The 17,366-nt window shown below is 60.9% G+C and carries 16 protein-coding genes and 2 tRNA genes; 5 read left to right on the top strand and 13 right to left on the bottom strand.

What is annotated here, in order from left to right; genetic code table 11:
* Positions 1-936: 936 nt before the first annotated feature.
* The 6 genes from CYD26_RS07260 to CYD26_RS07235 form a co-directional block, all read right to left on the bottom strand.
* Positions 937-1,012: transfer RNA gene (locus tag CYD26_RS07260), tRNA-Thr, on the bottom strand.
* Between the two features lie 350 nt (positions 1,013-1,362).
* A complete protein-coding gene (locus CYD26_RS07255; RefSeq protein ID WP_102052227.1) occupies positions 1,363-2,628 on the bottom strand; it encodes a methyltransferase in 1,266 nt (421 codons plus the stop codon).
* Positions 2,609-3,298 carry an ABC transporter permease gene (locus tag CYD26_RS07250; RefSeq protein WP_065761804.1) on the bottom strand — a complete coding sequence of 230 codons (690 nt, stop codon included), beginning with the start codon at positions 3,296-3,298 and terminating at the stop codon, positions 2,609-2,611. Before CYD26_RS07250 ends, CYD26_RS07255 begins: the two co-directional genes overlap by 20 nt.
* The gene (locus CYD26_RS07245; protein WP_065761805.1) at positions 3,295-3,990 is read right to left on the bottom strand and encodes an ABC transporter permease; all 696 of its coding nucleotides are present in this window, start codon (positions 3,988-3,990) and stop codon (positions 3,295-3,297) included. Before CYD26_RS07245 ends, CYD26_RS07250 begins: the two co-directional genes overlap by 4 nt.
* Positions 3,991-4,046: 56 nt before the next feature.
* Positions 4,047-4,799, bottom strand: a complete 753-nt coding sequence (locus CYD26_RS07240) for an ABC transporter substrate-binding protein (RefSeq protein ID WP_102052226.1) — start codon at positions 4,797-4,799, stop codon at positions 4,047-4,049.
* A 13-nt stretch (positions 4,800-4,812) separates the two neighbouring features.
* On the bottom strand, positions 4,813-5,586 hold the full coding sequence (locus tag CYD26_RS07235; protein WP_065761807.1) for an ABC transporter ATP-binding protein: 774 nt from the start codon (positions 5,584-5,586) through the stop codon (positions 4,813-4,815).
* Between the two features lie 600 nt (positions 5,587-6,186).
* Here CYD26_RS07235 and gabP point away from each other — a divergent pair.
* Positions 6,187-7,584: a GABA permease gene (gabP, locus tag CYD26_RS07230; protein ID WP_102052225.1), complete on the top strand. Its 1,398-nt coding sequence runs from the start codon at positions 6,187-6,189 to the stop codon at positions 7,582-7,584.
* A 161-nt stretch (positions 7,585-7,745) separates the two neighbouring features.
* On the opposite strand, the gene CYD26_RS07225 is transcribed toward gabP, so the two are convergent.
* The 7 genes from CYD26_RS07225 to panM all read right to left on the bottom strand — a co-directional run bounded on the left by CYD26_RS07225 (position 7,746) and on the right by panM (position 13,804).
* A complete protein-coding gene (locus CYD26_RS07225; protein ID WP_065761809.1) occupies positions 7,746-8,189 on the bottom strand; it encodes a hypothetical protein in 444 nt (147 codons plus the stop codon).
* Between the two features lie 101 nt (positions 8,190-8,290).
* Entirely contained in the window at positions 8,291-9,187 is an 897-nt protein-coding gene (gene ppk2, locus CYD26_RS07220) for a polyphosphate kinase 2 (protein WP_176717483.1), read from the bottom strand.
* A gap of 380 nt (positions 9,188-9,567) precedes the next feature.
* Positions 9,568-9,643: transfer RNA gene (locus CYD26_RS07215), tRNA-Phe, on the bottom strand.
* A gap of 91 nt (positions 9,644-9,734) precedes the next feature.
* On the bottom strand, positions 9,735-10,007 hold the full coding sequence (locus tag CYD26_RS07210; RefSeq protein ID WP_065760226.1) for an oxidative damage protection protein: 273 nt from the start codon (positions 10,005-10,007) through the stop codon (positions 9,735-9,737).
* Complete coding sequence (gene mutY, locus CYD26_RS07205; RefSeq protein WP_102052224.1) at positions 10,004-11,071, bottom strand: A/G-specific adenine glycosylase; 1,068 nt, start codon at positions 11,069-11,071, stop codon at positions 10,004-10,006. The genes CYD26_RS07210 and mutY overlap by 4 nt, the downstream gene beginning before the upstream one ends.
* Positions 11,068-13,305 carry an AsmA family protein gene (locus tag CYD26_RS07200; protein WP_102052223.1) on the bottom strand — a complete coding sequence of 746 codons (2,238 nt, stop codon included), beginning with the start codon at positions 13,303-13,305 and terminating at the stop codon, positions 11,068-11,070. Before CYD26_RS07200 ends, mutY begins: the two co-directional genes overlap by 4 nt.
* 91 nt (positions 13,306-13,396) lie before the next feature.
* Positions 13,397-13,804: an aspartate 1-decarboxylase autocleavage activator PanM gene (panM, locus tag CYD26_RS07195; protein ID WP_102052222.1), complete on the bottom strand. Its 408-nt coding sequence runs from the start codon at positions 13,802-13,804 to the stop codon at positions 13,397-13,399.
* Positions 13,805-14,027: 223 nt separating this feature from the next.
* Here panM and CYD26_RS07190 point away from each other — a divergent pair, with 223 nt between their 5' ends.
* From CYD26_RS07190 to CYD26_RS07175, 4 genes are all read left to right on the top strand, one after another.
* Complete coding sequence (locus CYD26_RS07190) at positions 14,028-15,686, top strand: OFA family MFS transporter (RefSeq protein WP_065760222.1); 1,659 nt, start codon at positions 14,028-14,030, stop codon at positions 15,684-15,686.
* A 187-nt stretch (positions 15,687-15,873) separates the two neighbouring features.
* Positions 15,874-16,467 carry an imidazoleglycerol-phosphate dehydratase HisB gene (hisB, locus tag CYD26_RS07185; RefSeq protein ID WP_010221320.1) on the top strand — a complete coding sequence of 198 codons (594 nt, stop codon included), beginning with the start codon at positions 15,874-15,876 and terminating at the stop codon, positions 16,465-16,467.
* Positions 16,467-17,105, top strand: a complete 639-nt coding sequence (gene hisH / locus CYD26_RS07180; protein ID WP_065760221.1) for an imidazole glycerol phosphate synthase subunit HisH — start codon at positions 16,467-16,469, stop codon at positions 17,103-17,105. The genes hisB and hisH overlap by 1 nt, the downstream gene beginning before the upstream one ends.
* Entirely contained in the window at positions 17,105-17,365 is a 261-nt protein-coding gene (locus CYD26_RS07175) for a DUF2164 domain-containing protein (RefSeq protein ID WP_065760220.1), read from the top strand. The genes hisH and CYD26_RS07175 overlap by 1 nt, the downstream gene beginning before the upstream one ends.
* The last annotated feature ends 1 nt before the right edge of the window (position 17,366 follow it).

Here is a 17,366-nt window from a genome sequence, read left to right as displayed (position 1 = left end):
TTCTTCGGGGTAACGCTGACGACTCATGGCACCTCCTATTTGGGCCTCATTATGAGGCTTGGAGGTGTCTACGAAACCAGGGGCGATTCAGTTCAATTGCCGGCTGTAACCGAAATTGCGACCATCGCGTCTACCCACCAATGCCATGTCGGTCACCTCATCTGCCGTTCACCGATCCTCACCCCACGTCATCCCGCCAAGAATGTTGAGTGTTATCAGGGATCAAGGCCCCTGCGACCTGTGGGGAATGTCCACTACGCGGGACTGGCGGCTCCTTACGACCGGGAATCGCATTCCGGGAGCAAGGGCATCTCATGATCTGGCCTCCTTAACACCGTTACCGGTGGGCGGGTGGAGGCAGTGCTGGCTGACTAAACCAACGCCTGAAGATCCTGAGCCAGGTGCAAGCAGCAATGCGATGACCGGGGGATGCCTGACTGTCAGTCAGGCGCAGTCCATTCCCTGGTCTGCGGCACCATCATCTGCAGCGCTGTTGCGGGTGACTTTGGTGTTTGTCACGAGGGGAGTTGTCGCACCGTTCATATAAGAGAAGAGGTCGCGACCGCTCTTGAAGTGACCTAGCAAGCCGCTGGATGCCAATCGCTTATGTGGATAACCGCCACGGTATGACAGTTCACTGAACAGGCTGCTGTTTGGGTAGCCTTTTTACTGTGGCGGGGTCTGAGTTGTGTGGTGTGTTGAGATTGCTATCGCGGGCAAGCCCGCTCCTACAGGGTGGACTGCCCCCGAGAAATTGGACACAAATCCAACCCTTGGTGGGCAGTCCAAGGATCTGTGCAGGACAGTGCATTTGATCGAATCAGTGTGCATCGCAGGCAAGGCTTCAGAGGATGGCTGCCTGAAAGGAGTTCGCACGAACAACTGCCAGAAACAAAAAAGGCCCACCTTTCGGTGAGCCTTCTTTGGTACTGCGTATGGTGCCGGCACCAGGAATCGAACCCGGGACCTACTGATTACAAGTCAGTTGCTCTACCATCTGAGCTATACCGGCTTAGGGGCGCTATTATAGCCATCGGTTTGGTTATGTAAACCACTTCTGCAGCACTTATTGCGTAGGTTTTTTCCTTTCATTCTCTGCCGCCCGTTTTTGCCCTGCAACGGCGGCGGTTTTTGGCGCTTTTGGCGTGTGATCTGGCGGTGCTGAAAGCCTTATTCACAATCGCTATGTCACGTTACTGTCGCGCTCCAGTCCTTTAAAACAGTCGTTTGTGTTTGCGCAAATGGCTGTTTTTTCTCGCTTAAAATGTGTGACTAAAAAATGACCAGGCGCTGTTTTGCCTTGGATCCAAGGCTTTTGAGGGGTTTGTGGGAAAACCATCAACAGAGTTATCCACAGGCTGTTCACTGCTGCTGGTTGCGTTCGGCCAGTAGCATCAGGTTGCGCGGGGTGAGGGCGTAGTCGCAGAACTGTCCGAGCTGCACGCGGTAGCCTTGGGCTTGCAGGTAGAGGGCGCGGTCGAGCACCAGCCACAGTTCCAACGGCCGGCGGAACAGGTTGCGCAGCAGTTCCAGGTTGCGCACTTCGGCCAGCCTTGTTTGGCCTGCGGCTTCCAGGGCATCCCAGTCGGGGTTGCCGTGCAGGGGCAGGTTTTTGAGGGCGGCGAGGTCGCGGCAGTAGTCGGCAAAGGGCTTGTCTAGCCAACTGCTGGGCAGTGACGGGGTAGGCAGGTAGGCGTCGATGCCGCGCTGTTGGCGTTGCAGCAGGTCGAAGCCGAGGCGGCGGGCCATGGACAGGTCGCGTTGGCGGCGTACCCGGGCGCCAGCGGTGACGGTTTCGCTCAGCGGCAGGCCGAGGTCGTCGAGGCTCAGTTGCAGCGCCGAGGCCTGGGCTGCACTCGACAGGGGTTGGTAGAGCGGGCCTTGGGTGCGGTTGTAGCAGCACGGGGCAATGGCCAGTTGGTTGCAGCCACGGGCGCTGGCCAGTTGTATCAAGCGTACGTGCAGGTCGCCGCAGGCGTGCAGGGCCACAGGGGTGTGTTGTGGGCTGAGTTGCTGGGCGGTGTTGTCGGCCAGCACATCCTGCAGGCGGTGTTCGGCGTTCAGGCCGTGGTGTTGGCTAAGCGCTTGGCCGGCTTGTACCAGGGCCGGGTCGTATTCCAGGCAGGTCAGGTGCTGGTCGTTGTGCAGCAGGCGGCGGCCCAGGTGGCCTTTGCCCGCGCACCAGTCGAGCCAGTGACGCGGGGTGTGGGTAAAGCCCAGGTGGCTGGCGAAGGCTTCGATCTGCTGCCATTTGCGCCCCGGCACGTCGACGTTCAGCCGCGGCGGGGCCGGGGTGATGGCGATTACGGGCAGTTCGCCGACCGCCGCCAGTTGCGCGGCCTGTGCCGCCAGCTGTGGATAAGGCGCCGGTGCGTCGAGTGTTTCCGGGTGATTATGGGCGGCTTCGGCGTCGCTCAGTGTGCGTTGGCGCAGCCATTGGGCCAGGGCCGGGTGCTCGGTTTCCCACGGCAACTGGCGTTCGGTGAACGGGCGCGGGCGCCAGAGTGCCTGGTGTTGCAGCAGGAAGTGGTCAAGGGCCTGGAAGCGGCTGAGCAGGTGCGCGTCAGCCAGGGCAGCAGCGGGGCCGGAGGCGGCCCCGCTTGCCGGTTCAGCGGCCTTGGCAGGCATCGACTCGCAGCCAGCGTTCGAGCAGCTTGAAGCCGTTTACCAGCAGGAAGGAGATCAGCAGGTAGAACAGCCCGGCCGCGAAGAAGATCTCTACCGGCAGGTAGGTGCGGGCGATGATGGTACGCGCCATGCCGGTGAGTTCCAGCAGGGTGACGGTACTGGCCAGGGCACTGGCCTTGAGCATCAGGATCACTTCGTTGCTGTAGGCCGGCAGGCCGATCCGTGCGGCACGCGGCAGCATGATGTAGAACAGCGCCTTGGCCTTGGACATGCCCAGCGCCCGTGCCGCTTCGATCTCGCCCCGTGGGATGGCCTGCAGCGCACCGCGCAGGATCTCGGCGATGTAGGCGGCGGTGTGCAGGGTCATGGTCAGCACCGTACACCAGAACGGGTCACGCAGGTACGGCCACAGGGCGCTGCTGCGCACGGCGTCGAACTGGGCCAGGCCGTAGTACACCAGGAATAGCTGCACCAGCAGCGGGGTGCCACGGAAGAAGAAGATGTAGCTGAAGGGCACGGCACGTACATACCAGTGCCGCGACGAGCGGGCGATGCCCAGCGGGATGGCCAGGATCAGCCCGGCGATCACCGCGATGGCGACCAGTTCCAGGGTGAGCGTGGCGCCTTGGGCCAGGCGTGGCAGCCACTTGATGATGACTTCCCAGTTCATTGGTTGGCCCTCGCGAAGCCGCGTGCGGCGCGTTTTTCCATGAAGTGCATGCCGGTCATGGCGATGATGGTCAGGCCCAGGTAGATGAAGGCGGCAACCATATAGAAGGTGAACGGCTGTTTACTGACCGTCACGGCGATCTGCGAGTGACGCATGATTTCTTCCAGGCCGATCACCGAGACCAGCGCGGTGTCTTTCATCAGGATCATGAACAGGTTGCCCAGGCCGGGCAGGGCGATGCGCCACATTTGCGGCAGGATCAGTTTCGAGAAGATCCGGCCCTTGGACAGGCCCAGGGCCAGGCCTGCTTCACGGTGGCCCTTGGGGATTGCCAGGATCGCACCACGGAAGACTTCCGTGGCATAGGCGCCGAAGCACAGGCCCAGGGCGATGACGCCGGCGGCGAAGGCGTTGAGCTCCAGGCCAGGGATGTTCAGGGCTTCGCCCAGCCGGTTCATCAGGCTGACGGTGCCGAAGTAGATCAACAGTACCCACAGCAGTTCAGGTACGCCACGTACCAGTGTGGAGTAGAAACCACCGAGCCATTGCAGGGGTTTGTATGGCGAGGTTTTGGCCAGGGCGCCGAGCAGGCCCAGGACCAGCCCCAGTGCCAGGGCACACAACGCCAGTTTGACGGTCATCAAGGTACCGGCAGCAAGTGCCGGGCCGAATCCGTAGAGGTCGATATTCATGGGCAGGTTTGTTCAAGGGACGGGCACCGCCGCCAGGGCGGTGCCGGTCGGGCGGATCAGTAGATACTGAACGGGAAGTACTTGTCGTTGATCTTCTTGTACGTGCCGTCGGCGATGATTTCTTTCAGCGCAGCATTCAGCTTCTCACGCAGTGGGTCGCCTTTACGCACGGCGATACCGACTTCGTCACTCTCGACCACCGGGTCGCCCTTGAACTCGTAGTTCTTGCCAGCGTCGGTTTTCAGCCAGTCATAGTTGACGTACTTGTCGGCGAGGATCGCGTCGACCCGGCCGGAGGTCAGGTCCAGGTAGGCGTTTTCCTGGGTGTCGTAGAGCTTGATGTCGATGTCGCTGCCGTAGTTGTCTTCCAGCCAGGTGCCGGCGAGGGTGGCGCGCTGGGTACCGATCACCTTGCCTTTGAGCGAGGCCTTGTCGGTTTTGAAGTCGACGTTTTTCGGGGCGATGAACTGCAGTTTGTTCGAGTAGTAGCGGTCGGTGAAGTCAACGGCCTGCTTGCGCTCGTCGGTGATCGACAGCGAGGAGATCAGGAAGTCGAACTTCTTGGCGTTCAGGGCCGGGATGATGCCGTCCCAGTCCGAGGTGACGACGTCGCATTCGACTTTCATCTTGGCGCACAGGGCGTCGCCGATGTCTTTGTCGAAGCCGACGACCTGGCCGCTGGCATCCTTGTTGTTGAACGGCGGGTAGGCCGCCTCGATGCCCATCTTCAGTTTTTCAGCAGCCATGGCATTGGCCGAAAACACCAGCGTGGCGGCAGCGGCCAGGAGGAATTTCTTATAGCTCTGCATGCGTGTTGCTCCGTTAGCGGTTGCTGGACATGAATTGTTTGCAGCGCGCCGAGTTCGGGTTTTCAAAAACCTGCTGCGGCGATCCTTGCTCTTCGATCAGGCCTTGGTGCAGGAAGATCACTTCGCTGGACACCTGGCGGGCAAAGCCCATTTCGTGAGTAACCAGTAGCATGGTTCGCCCTTCTTCGGCCAGCGCACGGATCACGTTGAGCACTTCCTGGACCATTTCCGGGTCCAGTGCCGAGGTGGGCTCGTCAAACAGGATGACCTTGGGTTGCATGGCCAGGGTCCGGGCGATGGCGGCCCGCTGTTGTTGCCCGCCAGACAACTCGGCGGGGTAGGCGTGGCGCTTGTGGTGAATGCCGACCTTGTCCAGCAGTGCTTCGGCGGTCTCGATGGCTTCGGCCTTGCTCTGGCCCAGCACGCGACGGGGCGCCTCGATGATGTTGTCGAGGATGGTCATGTGCGGCCAGAGGTTGAAGTTCTGGAAGACGAAGCCGATCTCGCTGCGCAGGCGATTGATCTGCTTGTTGTCGGCGGCGATCAGCTCGCCGTTTTTCGCGGCCTTCAGGCGCAGCTCTTCACCCGCGACGAGGATTTGGCCTTGATGCGGGTTTTCCAGCAGGTTGATGCAGCGCAGCAGGGTGGACTTGCCTGAACCCGAAGACCCCAGAATCGAGATCACGTCGCCGTCGCGTGCGGTCAGCGAAATACCCTTGAGTATCTCCACGTCACCGTAGCGTTTGTGCAGGTTGCGGATTTCAAGCGCGGGCGTGGCCTGGGCCATGTGCGGTCCTCATGAGTTCTGATGCGCTCCTGCTGTTGTAGGCCTTCCTGGCTTGGCGCCACGCTAGCATAGCGTTCTGACGGCCGCCAACAGCGTCGGGCGGGGCAATCGGCTGGGGTGAGGGCAGGTGTCGCATCGTTGCAGCGGACTGTCGCGCCAATGTCCGCCTGCTCCCATTTCCAGGGCCGGAGCCTTGATGAAAAAAGGCGCGATGGTGCCAGTTTTGGCCGGTACTGGGAAGCCGTATTTAGTCCTGTGCCCTCTGGGCTGCCTGTGGGTTGCACTTCCGGGTTGCACTTTTATTGCGCAAAAAATGTGCAGGGGTGTTACCACTGGCCGATTTCGGTGCACCTGCATGTATGTGTAACTGAGTATTTCGGTAATCTGAGGTGCGATGCCCTTGAATAATGGCCTTTTGGCCAGCCTTTGGCCAAAAGGCCCGCAAGGCTCGTTGTAGGGGGTTGTGCTGAATGCGGAGCAACTGCTGAAAAATTTTGGCGCAGTTCTTGCTCAAGGCATGGGTAACAGGACGTATCAGTCTTTCTTTACGAAGGGTGTGATTCAGGATTAGAGCGCCCATTCCTCGCTATAGGTAGTGTTATGAGCGGTACGCACAACTCCAATGACCTCGCTCAGGGGCTCAAGCAACGGCATGTCACCATGCTGTCCATCGCGGGTGTAATCGGTGCCGGTTTGTTCGTCGGCTCCGGCCATGCCATCGCCGAAGCCGGCCCTGCCGTGCTGCTGGCCTATGCCGCTGCCGGTACGCTGGTGGTACTGGTGATGCGCATGTTGGCTGAAATGGCCGTGGCGTCGCCGGATACCGGTTCTTTCTCCACCTACGCCGACAAGGCCATCGGCCACTGGGCCGGTTTCACCATCGGCTGGTTGTACTGGTGGTTCTGGGTGTTGGTGATCCCGTTGGAGGCCAACGCCGCCGCGACCATTTTGCACGCCTGGTTCCCTGATATTGCGATTTGGGCCTTTACCCTGATCATTACCCTGTTGCTGACCGCAACCAACCTGTTCAGCGTGAAGAACTACGGCGAGTTCGAGTTCTGGTTCGCCTTGATGAAGGTGGTGGCGATCATCGGCTTCATCATTCTCGGGCTGGCGGCGATCTTCGGTTTCATGCCGAACAGCCAGGTCAGTGGTGTCAGCCACCTGTTCGATACCCAGGGCTTCATGCCTAACGGGATGGGGGCGGTGCTGGCAGCCATGCTGACCACCATGTTCTCGTTCATGGGTACTGAGATTGTCACCATTGCCGCGGCCGAATCGAAAGACCCTTGCAAGCAGATCACCAAGGCGACCAACTCGGTCATCTGGCGGATTTGCCTGTTCTACCTTGTTTCGATCTTTATCGTCGTGGCACTGGTGCCGTGGAACCATGGCCCGCTGGCAGAAGTCGGTTCGTACCAGACGGTGTTGAACCTGATCGGCGTGCCGAATGCCAAGGTGATCGTCGACATCGTCGTGTTGATCGCAGTAACCAGCTGCCTGAACTCGGCGCTGTACACCTCTTCGCGCATGCTGTTCTCCCTCAGCAAGCGTGGTGATGCCCCGGCAATTGCCCAGCGCACCAACGCCAGCGGCACGCCGCACTGGGCGGTGCTGTTGTCGACTGCTGCTGCGTTCCTGGCCGTGTTCGCCAACTATGTCGCGCCGGCGGCGGTGTTCGAGTTCCTGCTGGCCAGCTCTGGCGCTATTGCGCTGCTGGTGTACCTGGTGATTGCCATCTCGCAACTGCGCATGCGTCGTCAGCGCATGGCCCGTGGTGAGAAGATCGTCTTCAAGATGTGGCTGTTCCCGGGCCTGACCTGGGCGACCATCCTGTTCATCGTTGGCATCCTGACGGTCATGCTGATTCGCCCGGACCATCGGGTGGAGATCATCGCGACTGGCCTGCTGACCATCGCCGTGGTCGCTGCGGGCCTGCTGACGGCGCGCAAGCACAAGGCCCTGGCCGCTGGGCGTGCCGCCGTACTGAACAACTGATACAAGGCTGTTGAGCAAAAAGGCCGCTCCCTTTCGGGTAGCGGCCTTTTTGCTACTGTGGGAGCGGGTCTTGCCCGCGATGCAGGCACCGCGAACTCACTGACACCCCACTGACCCTATCGCGGGCAAGCCCGGCTCCTACAGGATGAGCTGCAGCCCTGTTATGCCGGGCGCTTTTGTACTTTCGAGACGGCTTCCGAGGCAGCGACATAGGCTTCCTGGAATTCGTCGCTCTCCAGCCAGGCCATGGCGGTGGCTTCGTCGGCATCGTCGAGCCATTTGCGGTAGGCGCAGAAGACCATGACGATGTAGTCGGTCGATTGCTCTTCCTTGTGCCCCTTGAGCACCAGGGCCAGCAACGGGTCGACGAGGAACACCGCGATCATTGCCTGCAGGCCGTTGTCTTGCGCCTGGGCTTGTTTCATTTTTTCGAACAGGGCGTTGTAGCTGCCCGAGTTCATGGCCTTGTTGAATACCTGCTCAACACCCACGCTGGAGGCGTCCGACGAGCTCTTGACCGCCTGCCCACTGCGCACCATTCGGTTTTCCCGGGCCTTGTTGGCGGCGCGTTTGGCGCGTTTCTGTTGTTTGCTGCTGGAGGCCATCGATGAAATCCTTGAAATAAGCTGATGCGTCCGGCTATTGAAACGCAGTTGGTCAGGAAACCCAAGCTGCGTCTGGTGCGTTGTGGTGGGCGGCGGGTGGCTCAGGCAGGCAATGACAGTGGCTGGGTGCTCGGCTCAATCCGGTGTTCGGTGGTCGCTCTTTCGTCTTCCTCGATCACCCGTGAAGCACGGTCGACCAGTAGTGGGTCCGGCTGGTGGGCGACTTTCAGGTTCTTGCCCGGGTAGTCGAGTGAGTGCAGGAAGTGGCGAATGCAGTTAAGGCGCGCGCGCTTCTTGTCATCCGACTTGATCACGGTCCAGGGGGCATCGGCAGTGTCGGTGTGGAAGAACATGGCTTCCTTGGCCGCGGTGTAGTCGTCCCAGCGGTCCAGCGACTTGATGTCGATGGGCGAGAGTTTCCAGTGCTTGAGCGGGTCGTCGCGGCGCGAGATGAAGCGTCGCAGTTGTTCTTCGCGGTCCACTGAGAACCAGTACTTGAACAGCAGGATGCCGCTGTTGCAGAGCATGCGCTCAAGGTCCGGCGCCTGGCGCATGAATTCCAGGTACTGCAGCGGGGTGCAGAATTCCATCACCCGCTCGACGCCAGCGCGGTTGTACCAGGAGCGGTCGAAGAAGACCATTTCACCCGCCGTGGGCAGGTGCTGGATGTAGCGCTGGAAGTACCACTGGCCTTTTTCCTGCTCGGAAGGCTTCTCCAGGGCGACGATTCGCGCGCCACGCGGGTTCAGGTGCTCCATGAAGCGTTTGATGGTGCCGCCTTTGCCCGCCGCATCACGGCCTTCAAAAAGCACGACGATCCGTTGCCCGGTTTCCTTGACCCAGTTCTGCACCTTGAGCAGTTCGATCTGCAACTCGTGCTTGGCCTTTTCGTATTCGAGGCGGCGCATGCGGTTGCGGTACGGGTAGCGGGCCGGCAGCTTCGCCGAGGAGCTGTCTTCGTTCGAACCATGGGGCGCGGAAATTACTTGCAGGGCCATGGGCTGCTGGCTGGCCGTGCTGATTTCGGCTTCAAGGTTTTTCACGGCGACCGGTTTGCTGGTGCTGCGTGCTCGGCGGGTGCGTGGTGCAGTGGCTTTGCGCGGGGCGCTTTTGCTGGTGCTGAGCGTTGCGGTTGGCGTGGTGCTTTCAGGCAAGGCGTTGGGAAGGGGGTGGGCGGTTGATTCTTCGCTCATGGGAGACCTGTGTTCTCTCTCGGATGTCTAAAAGCATTTTAGGGATCCAAAAGTGATGGCACATTGACTCTTATCAATAGGGCGTCGCTTTGCCGCAAGGTGATTAAACCCCGGAAAACAAAAAACCCGCACTAGGCGGGTTTTTTGATGTTTCAGATGATGCTGGCACCATCTGAACTGAATGATGGTGCCCAGAGACGGAATCGAACCGCCGACACGGGGATTTTCAATCCCCTGCTCTACCGACTGAGCTATCTGGGCAACGGGGCGCATTAAAAGGCTTTTTCGGACTTAGGTCAAGCAAGTTTTGAAAAATTTTTTAATTAATACCGTCGCTTACGATTTTACGGGGTTATTCGGCCGGTGGAACGTAGCCTTCGGCCTTGGCGTAGTCCTCGCCGGAGAAGAACTTGTCCATCTCGCCCTGCAGGTACTTGCGGTCTTCGGCGTTCATCATGTTCAGGCGCTTCTCGTTGATCAGCATGGTCTGGTGTTTCTGCCAGTCGGCCCAGGCTTTCTGCGAGATGTGGTTGAAGATGTCTTCGCCCTTGGCGCCTGGGTAGGGTTGGCGCTCCAGGCCTGGCAGTTCTTCTTTGTACTTGCGGCACATTACGGTACGGGTCATGACGACTCTCCTGAATTCAAGGCATCGGCTGCGCGTTTGAGCAGCTTTTTCACCGGGGCGGCAAGGCCCAGGCGCGGCGGGGTGGCGAGGTTATACCAGAGCCAGTCGGCCTCGGCCACGTGCTCGCCGCGGCTGTCGACGCGCACCAGCCAGGGTTCGATGGCCAACTGGAAGTGGCTGAAGGTGTGGGTCAGGCCGCTCAGTGCCTGACGGCTGTCCAGGGTCAACTGGTGCTGTTCGGCAAGGTGCTCAAGGTCGGCCAGGGTATCGAGCTCGGGCAGGCTCCAGAGCCCGCCCCAGAGGCCGCTGGAGGGCCGGCGATAAAGCAGGATCGCGCCTTCACGGTTGGCCAGCAGGGGCATCAGCGTACTGCGCTTTGGCAGGGCTTTGCGCGGCTTGGGCAGCGGGTAGCGGGTTTCCTGGCCGAGCAGGTGCGCTTCACAGCCGCGTTTGAGCGGGCAGAGCAGGCAACTGGGCTTGCTGCGGGTACACAGGGTGGCGCCCAGGTCCATCATCGCCTGGGTGTAGTGGTTCACCCGGCTATGCGGGGTAAAACGCTCGGCGGTGGCCCACAGCGCCTTGGCCACCTTCGGTTCGCCGGGGTAGCCCTCCTGGGCACTGTAGCGGGCCAGTACCCGTTTCACGTTGCCGTCGAGGATCGGCGCGCGCAGGCCCATGCTGATGCTGGCAATGGCGCCGGCCGTGGACAGGCCGATACCGGGCAAGTCGGTGAGTTTTTCCACGTCTCGGGGAAACTCGCCGGCGTACTGCTCGACAACGATCTTCGCGGTTTTCTGCAGGTTGCGGGCGCGGGTGTAGTAGCCCAGGCCCGTCCACAGGTGCAGCACTTCGTCTTCCTCTGCTGCGGCCAGCGCTTCAACGGTCGGCAGAGCGTCCATGAAGCGCCCGAAGTAGTTGAGCACGGTGCTCACCTGGGTCTGCTGCAGCATGATTTCCGACACCCACACCCGATAGGGGGTGATGCCCTGTTGCCAGGGCAGGTCGTGGCGGCCGTGTTGGTCGTACCACTCCAGTACGGCACTGGAGAACTGCTCGGGACTCATTGCTTGAACAGCCCCTTGAGTGCGTCTTTCAATTCTGGAGATACCTTATCGCCTAACTTTTCGTTGATCTTTTCGCTGAGTTTGTCACCGGCCAGCTTCGCCGCCACCTTGCCCAGGCCGTCCTTGTCGACACGGCAGGCCTTGGCGCCCAGCTCCAGCGGGCCACGGCAATGCAGTGGCCACTCAAGGCCGACGTAGCGTGAATTGACCTGGCAGGCCGGGTCGGGCATGTCGCGCTTGTCACCTTCGATGATCACGCCAACGCGGTAGTCCATGCCCAACACCCGCAGGTCGAGGTCGCCGGCACCGTTGACGGTCAGGCCAGGAATCCGCACTTTCAGGTCCGGGTTGCTGGCCACGCCATTGCGCAGTACCAGGCTGCCTTTGAGTTCCTCGAATGGGGTGTCCTTGCCGCGAGGCTCGCCACTCAATGCCTTGCGGTTGAGTGTGGCGATCCCTTGGCAGAGTTGTTGTTCAAGGTTGGCATTGACCAGCACGCCGTTGTTGATGGCGAAGCTGGCGTTGCCGTTGAGGGTGTCGATCAGCGCTTTCTGGCTGTTGCCGCTGGCGGTCAGGTCGCTCGTGAGGTCGAGCAGGCCCTTGAGCGGCGAGCTGTCGTCCTCGCCCTTGATGAAGTGTTCCACGGGTACCCGGTTGATCTGCGTGTTCAGGCCGATTTGCGGGATCGCCGGGCGCACGTCGAGCTTGCCCTTGCTCTCGAAGTCGCCGTTGTACAGGCCGCCGCGCAGGGTTTCCAGGGTGAGCAAGCCGCCCTGGCCGCTAGCTTTGAGGCTGGCGTCTTCGATCGGCAGTTTTTTCAGGGTCAGCAGTCCGAAGTTCAGGTCGGCTTGCAGGTCGAGTTGGCGCAGGCGCTCCACGGGCAGCAGGGTGTCACTGCTCCAGGCCACTTGAGTCGGCGCGTCCGGCAACGGCGTGGTGCCTCCACCGGCGAGTGCGCCGGCTTCCTTGCCTTTGACCTCGGCCTTGCGTGCGGCGCTGGCACTGGCGGCGGTTTCGCTTTTAGTCGGCAGGTAGCGGTCCGCATCGAACTTGTCGGCCTTGAGCTGCAGGCGCAGGGCCTGTTTGGCGAAGTCGTCGATGGCTACCCGACCGCTGAAGGTGCTGTCGTCGAGTTTTACCGTCAGGTCTTCCAGGGCCAGGCTGGTGCTGCTGCCTTGCAGGCGGCTGACCAGTTCGAATTTGCTCAGGGCGGTGGTGTCGGCCATCGCTGGCAGGGGGTAGCCGATGCTGTCGAGGAAGGTCCGCAGGTTGAGCTGGGCGATGGACAGGCCGCCAGTGATTTTCGGTGCCTTGTCCAGGTCGCGCAGGTTCAGCTCGCCGAGGGCGCGCAGTTGGTTGGCGGACACCTTCAGGCTGTTCCATTCGGCGACATTGGCGGCCAGGTCAACCAGCAATTGGCCCTGGGCGGCAAAGGTCATGGTCTTGCCCTGCAGCGGCTCGCCGGAGGCTTCACCGGTGAGTTTCATGTCTTCGAGCTGGTAGCGCTTGAGGGCGCGGTCAAAGCGCAGTTCACCGTTCAGCTCGGTGCGGGCGCGCAGCACCGGCTGGCCGACGCTGAGGAATGCGGTGAGTTTCAGCGGGATGTCGACCCCTTCATGCACCGCCCCCGTACTCAGTTGGATGCTGTCGGCATTGAAGGTCTGGCCGTTGCGTGCATCGCTGTACTGCACACGGGCGTTGTTTACGGTGAGGCTGTCGATGTCCAGCTTGACCGGGCGCTCGTTGGCCGTGGTCGCCTGGCTGGTTTCGGCCGGTGCCGGTGTAGCCGTAGTAGCGGGCGTCGTGGTTGTGGCAGGGGTGGTGCCTGGCAATGGCTTGCCGAAGTCTTCCCAGTTGCCATGGCCGTTTTCGTCACGGGCCAGGGTCAGGTTCAACCCTTCGACCCGGACATCGCTCATTTGTACTTCGCGGCGCAGCAGGGGCAGCACGCGCACGGAAAGGCCAAGCATCTTCAGGTCGGCGAACGGGGTTTTCGGGGTGTTCAGGGTCGCGATGCTGGCGTCGTGCAGTTCCAGGCCCAGCCAGGGGAACAGGCTCCAGCCGATGTCGCCGTTGAGGGTCAGCTCAATGTTGGCCTTGTCGCGAGCCAGCTGGCGAATCTCGTCTTTGTAGTCGTTGGGATCGAAGAGGTGGGTCAGGGCGAAGCCCAGAGCCACAATGATCAGCAACAACCCGAGAATTACCAGCCCCAGGATTTTGCCGAACGCTTTCATGGGCGAGTCCTTGTAGTCCGATTTTTAGAAAATTCAGCCGCAGAGTATAGCGCTGCGCATTTGGTTGCCGGTTTAAGTGCGTGCCCCAGCGTTATACGGTTGCGGACAGCTCCAGCGGTAGATCGAGTTGGCTTGCCAGCGCCTGAATGGCCACGCACTTGGTCATGGCCTGCAAGCGCAGTGTTTGCCCGGCTTCGCGGGCCATACGCTGTGCTTCGCTGACCAGTCGCAGGCCCACCCCGCGTCGACGCGTCACGCTGCGCACGCACAAGTGCGACAGGCGCCAGACGTCATGCTGAGGCGTAAGGCGGGCAGCGCCTAGCAGACGATCGTTGAACCGCGCTGCGATCAGGCTGCCGTCGGCCAAGGCTGCGGCCAACCAGGCTTCGGCGGTTTCGCCAGGGGCAAACAGATCGGCAGGTGCATCGGCGTAGATCTTCGCCAGGTCCAGCCGGTCTTGTTGGCTCGGTGTACGCACGGCTTCGACAACGACAGGCATGTAGGTTCCTCGTGACAGGTCAGTTAACTAAAAAAGGACGATATCAGATTGCTTTCAGTGAGCCCGGCAAATGGTACCCTTTCGCGGTTTTCAGGTGCCTGTGTAGCGTTTTGCCGCATTTTACTGATTGCCTGCCGCTAGAACGTTCGCTACCCGCGTGCGCCAAGGTCGAGGGCGGATGTGGGGCCTGCGAACCGTCCAGATCGATAAGGGAAAACAATAAATGAGCAGCATTACGGCAGGTGCGATTGTTCCTGCACCGAGCTTTTTGTCCAAGGAGCGCATCATCGCCCAGCCGGGCTTCAACCGCTGGCTGGTGCCGCCGGCAGCCTTGGCGATTCACCTGTGTATCGGCATGGCCTACGGCTTTTCGGTGTTCTGGTTGCCGCTGTCCAAGGCCATTGGTATCAGTGCGCCGGTTGCCTGCTCGGCAGACATGGGTTTTCTGGCTCAGGCGTTTTCCTCGAGCTGTGACTGGCCGATCTCGATGCTGGGCTGGATCTACACGCTGTTTTTCATTTTTCTCGGCTGTTCGGCAGCGATCTGGGGCGGTTGGCTTGAGCACGCCGGGCCACGCAAGGCCGGTGTGGTGTCAGCGCTGTGCTGGTGCGGCGGCCTGCTGATTTCGGCGTTGGGTGTGTACACCCACCAACTGTGGCTGATGTGGCTGGGTTCCGGGGTAATTGGCGGTATTGGCCTGGGGCTGGGGTACATCTCACCGGTGTCGACCTTGATCAAGTGGTTCCCGGACAAACGCGGCATGGCCACCGGTATGGCGATCATGGGCTTTGGTGGCGGGGCCATGGTTGGTGCCCCGCTGGCGGCGGCACTGATGAACCATTTCGCCAGCCCTGAAGGGGTCGGCGTGTGGCAGAGCTTTGTGGTGATGGCGGCGATTTACTTCGTTTTCATGATCGGCGGCGCGTTGGCGTACCGCGTACCGCCTACTGGCTGGAAGCCCGAGGGCTGGGTCGCACCGCAGAAAAAAGCCAGCAATACAATGATTACCCATCGCCATGTGCATGTCAGCGTGGCCTGGAAAACCCCACAGTTTGCCTTGGTCTGGCTGGTGCTGTGCCTGAACGTCTCGGCGGGTATCGGTATCCTCGGCATGGCTTCGCCGCTGCTGCAGGAGGTGTTTGCCGGGAAGTTGCTGGGTAACGACCTGCGCTTCAGCGAACTGAACACTGCGCAGTTGAGCCAGATCGCCGCGATTGCCGCCGGTTTCACCGGCTTGCTCAGCCTGTTCAACATTGGCGGACGGTTCTTCTGGGCCTCGTTCTCCGACTACATTGGCCGCAAGAACACTTACTTTGCCTTTTTCGCGCTGGGCTTCGCCCTGTATGCGCTGGTACCGAACATGGGCCACCTGGGCAATGTGGTGCTGTTCGTGGCGGCGTTCTGCATCATCCTCTCCATGTACGGCGGTGGCTTTGCCACGGTGCCGGCCTACCTTGCCGACCTGTTCGGCACGCACATGGTCGGCGCAATCCATGGTCGTCTGCTGACCGCCTGGGCGGCGGCGGGTGTGCTGGGGCCGGTGCTGGTCAACTACTTGCGTGAGTACCAGTTGAGCATCGGGGTCGAGCGGGCAGCCGCCTATGACATCACCTTGTACATCCTGGCCGGCTTGCTGGTACTGGGCTTCATCTGCAATGCCCTCGTGCGCCCGGTAGCCGACAAGCACTTCATGACCGACGAGCAATTGGCCGCCGAGGAAAAGCGCTCGCAAGCTCACGTCATCACCAGCGCCAAGGCACTGGAATGGCACGCCTCACCGGCGAGTATGCCGCTGGTGCTGTTGGCCTGGCTGGTCGTCGGTATTCCGCTGGCCTGGGGCGTCTGGGCGACGCTGCAGAAGACTGCCGCGTTGTTCCATTAAGCCGCTCGCCAGCAGGGCCGGCACCTACGGGCATGCACAATTGCCGTTGGGTGCCGGCCTTGTCGGCGATCAAGCCCCCTGCATGGCAGGCAGAAATTCCCTGCCATGCGTCATGTTCGTTTCAAGCCGAGCGTATCTGGGCCTATAATGGTCGCCTTTTTCGCCCAATGATTTCGCGGAGCAGGTGATGGTCGAACGTAAGGCTTCCGTCGAGCGCAATACTCTGGAAACCCAGATCAAGGCCTCGATCAACCTGGATGGCAGTGGCAAGGCCCGATTCGATATCGGTGTCCCCTTCTTGGAACATATGCTCGACCAGATCGCCCGACATGGGCTGATCGACCTGGACATCGAGTGCAAGGGCGACCTGCATATCGACGACCACCATACGGTCGAGGACGTCGGTATCACCCTGGGCCAGGCATTCAGCCAGGCAATCGGCGACAAGAAAGGTATCCGTCGTTACGGCCACGCCTACGTGCCGCTCGATGAAGCCCTGTCGCGTGTGGTCATCGACTTCTCGGGTCGCCCAGGCCTGCAGATGCACGTGCCGTACACCCGTGCGTCGGTCGGTGGCTTCGATGTCGACCTGTTCCAGGAGTTCTTCCAGGGCTTCGTCAACCACGCCAACGTCACGCTGCACATCGACAACCTGCGTGGGCACAACACCCACCACCAGATCGAGACCGTGTTCAAGGCCTTCGGCCGTGCCCTGCGCATGGCGATCGAGCTGGACGAGCGCATGGCCGGCCAGATGCCTTCCACCAAGGGTTGCCTGTAATGCAGACCGTTGCCGTTATCGACTATGGCATGGGCAACCTGCACTCGGTGGCCAAGGCCCTGGAGCACGTTGGCGCTGGCAAGGTACTGATCACCAGCGACGCTGCGGTCATCCGTGAGGCTGACCGTGTGGTGTTTCCAGGCGTGGGCGCGATTCGCGACTGCATGGCCGAGATCCGCCGCCTGGGCTTCGACAGCCTGGTGCAGGAAGTCAGCCAGGACCGTCCCTTCCTTGGCATCTGCGTGGGCATGCAAGCCCTGCTGGAGCACAGCGAAGAGAACGACGGCGTTGACTGCATTGGCATGTTCCCGGGCAATGTGCGCTTTTTCGGCAAGGACCTGCACGAAGACGGCGAACACCTGAAAGTGCCGCACATGGGTTGGAACGAAGTCGAGCAGACGATCGACCACCCGCTGTGGCACAACATTCCGGACCTGGCGCGGTTTTACTTTGTCCACAGCTACTACGTCACGGCCGGCAAGGCTGTGCAGGTGGTCGGTCGTGGTCACTACGGCGTCGATTTCGCCGCAGCGCTGGCCGACGGTTCACGTTTCGCCGTGCAGTTCCACCCGGAGAAAAGCCATACCCATGGCCTGCAGCTGCTGCAGAACTTCGCGGCCTGGGACGGGCGCTGGTAATGAGCAAGGCCAGGAACAAGGCCCCGATCCTGACGCTGGCGCCCGAACAGGAGCGCGAAGCGTTGGACGTACTCAAGCGCTTTCTCGAAGACCGTTTCGAGCTGCAATTGGGTTCTTTCGAGGTGGCTGAGGTCCTGGACCTGTTCAGCAAAGAGATTGCGCCACACTACTACAACAGGGCGATTGCCGATGTTCAGCTGCACCTCAAGGAGCGGTTCGAGAGCATCGAAAGCGACCTGTGGGCGCTCGAGAAGAACTGAC

It is taken from the genome of Pseudomonas sp. FFUP_PS_473, from assembly GCF_002858665.1.
Classification (GTDB): Bacteria; Pseudomonadota; Gammaproteobacteria; order Pseudomonadales; family Pseudomonadaceae; genus Aquipseudomonas; species Aquipseudomonas defluvii.
The sequence above is the reverse complement of the archived record's forward strand: the minus strand, read 5'-3'. Positions and strand labels throughout refer to the sequence as shown.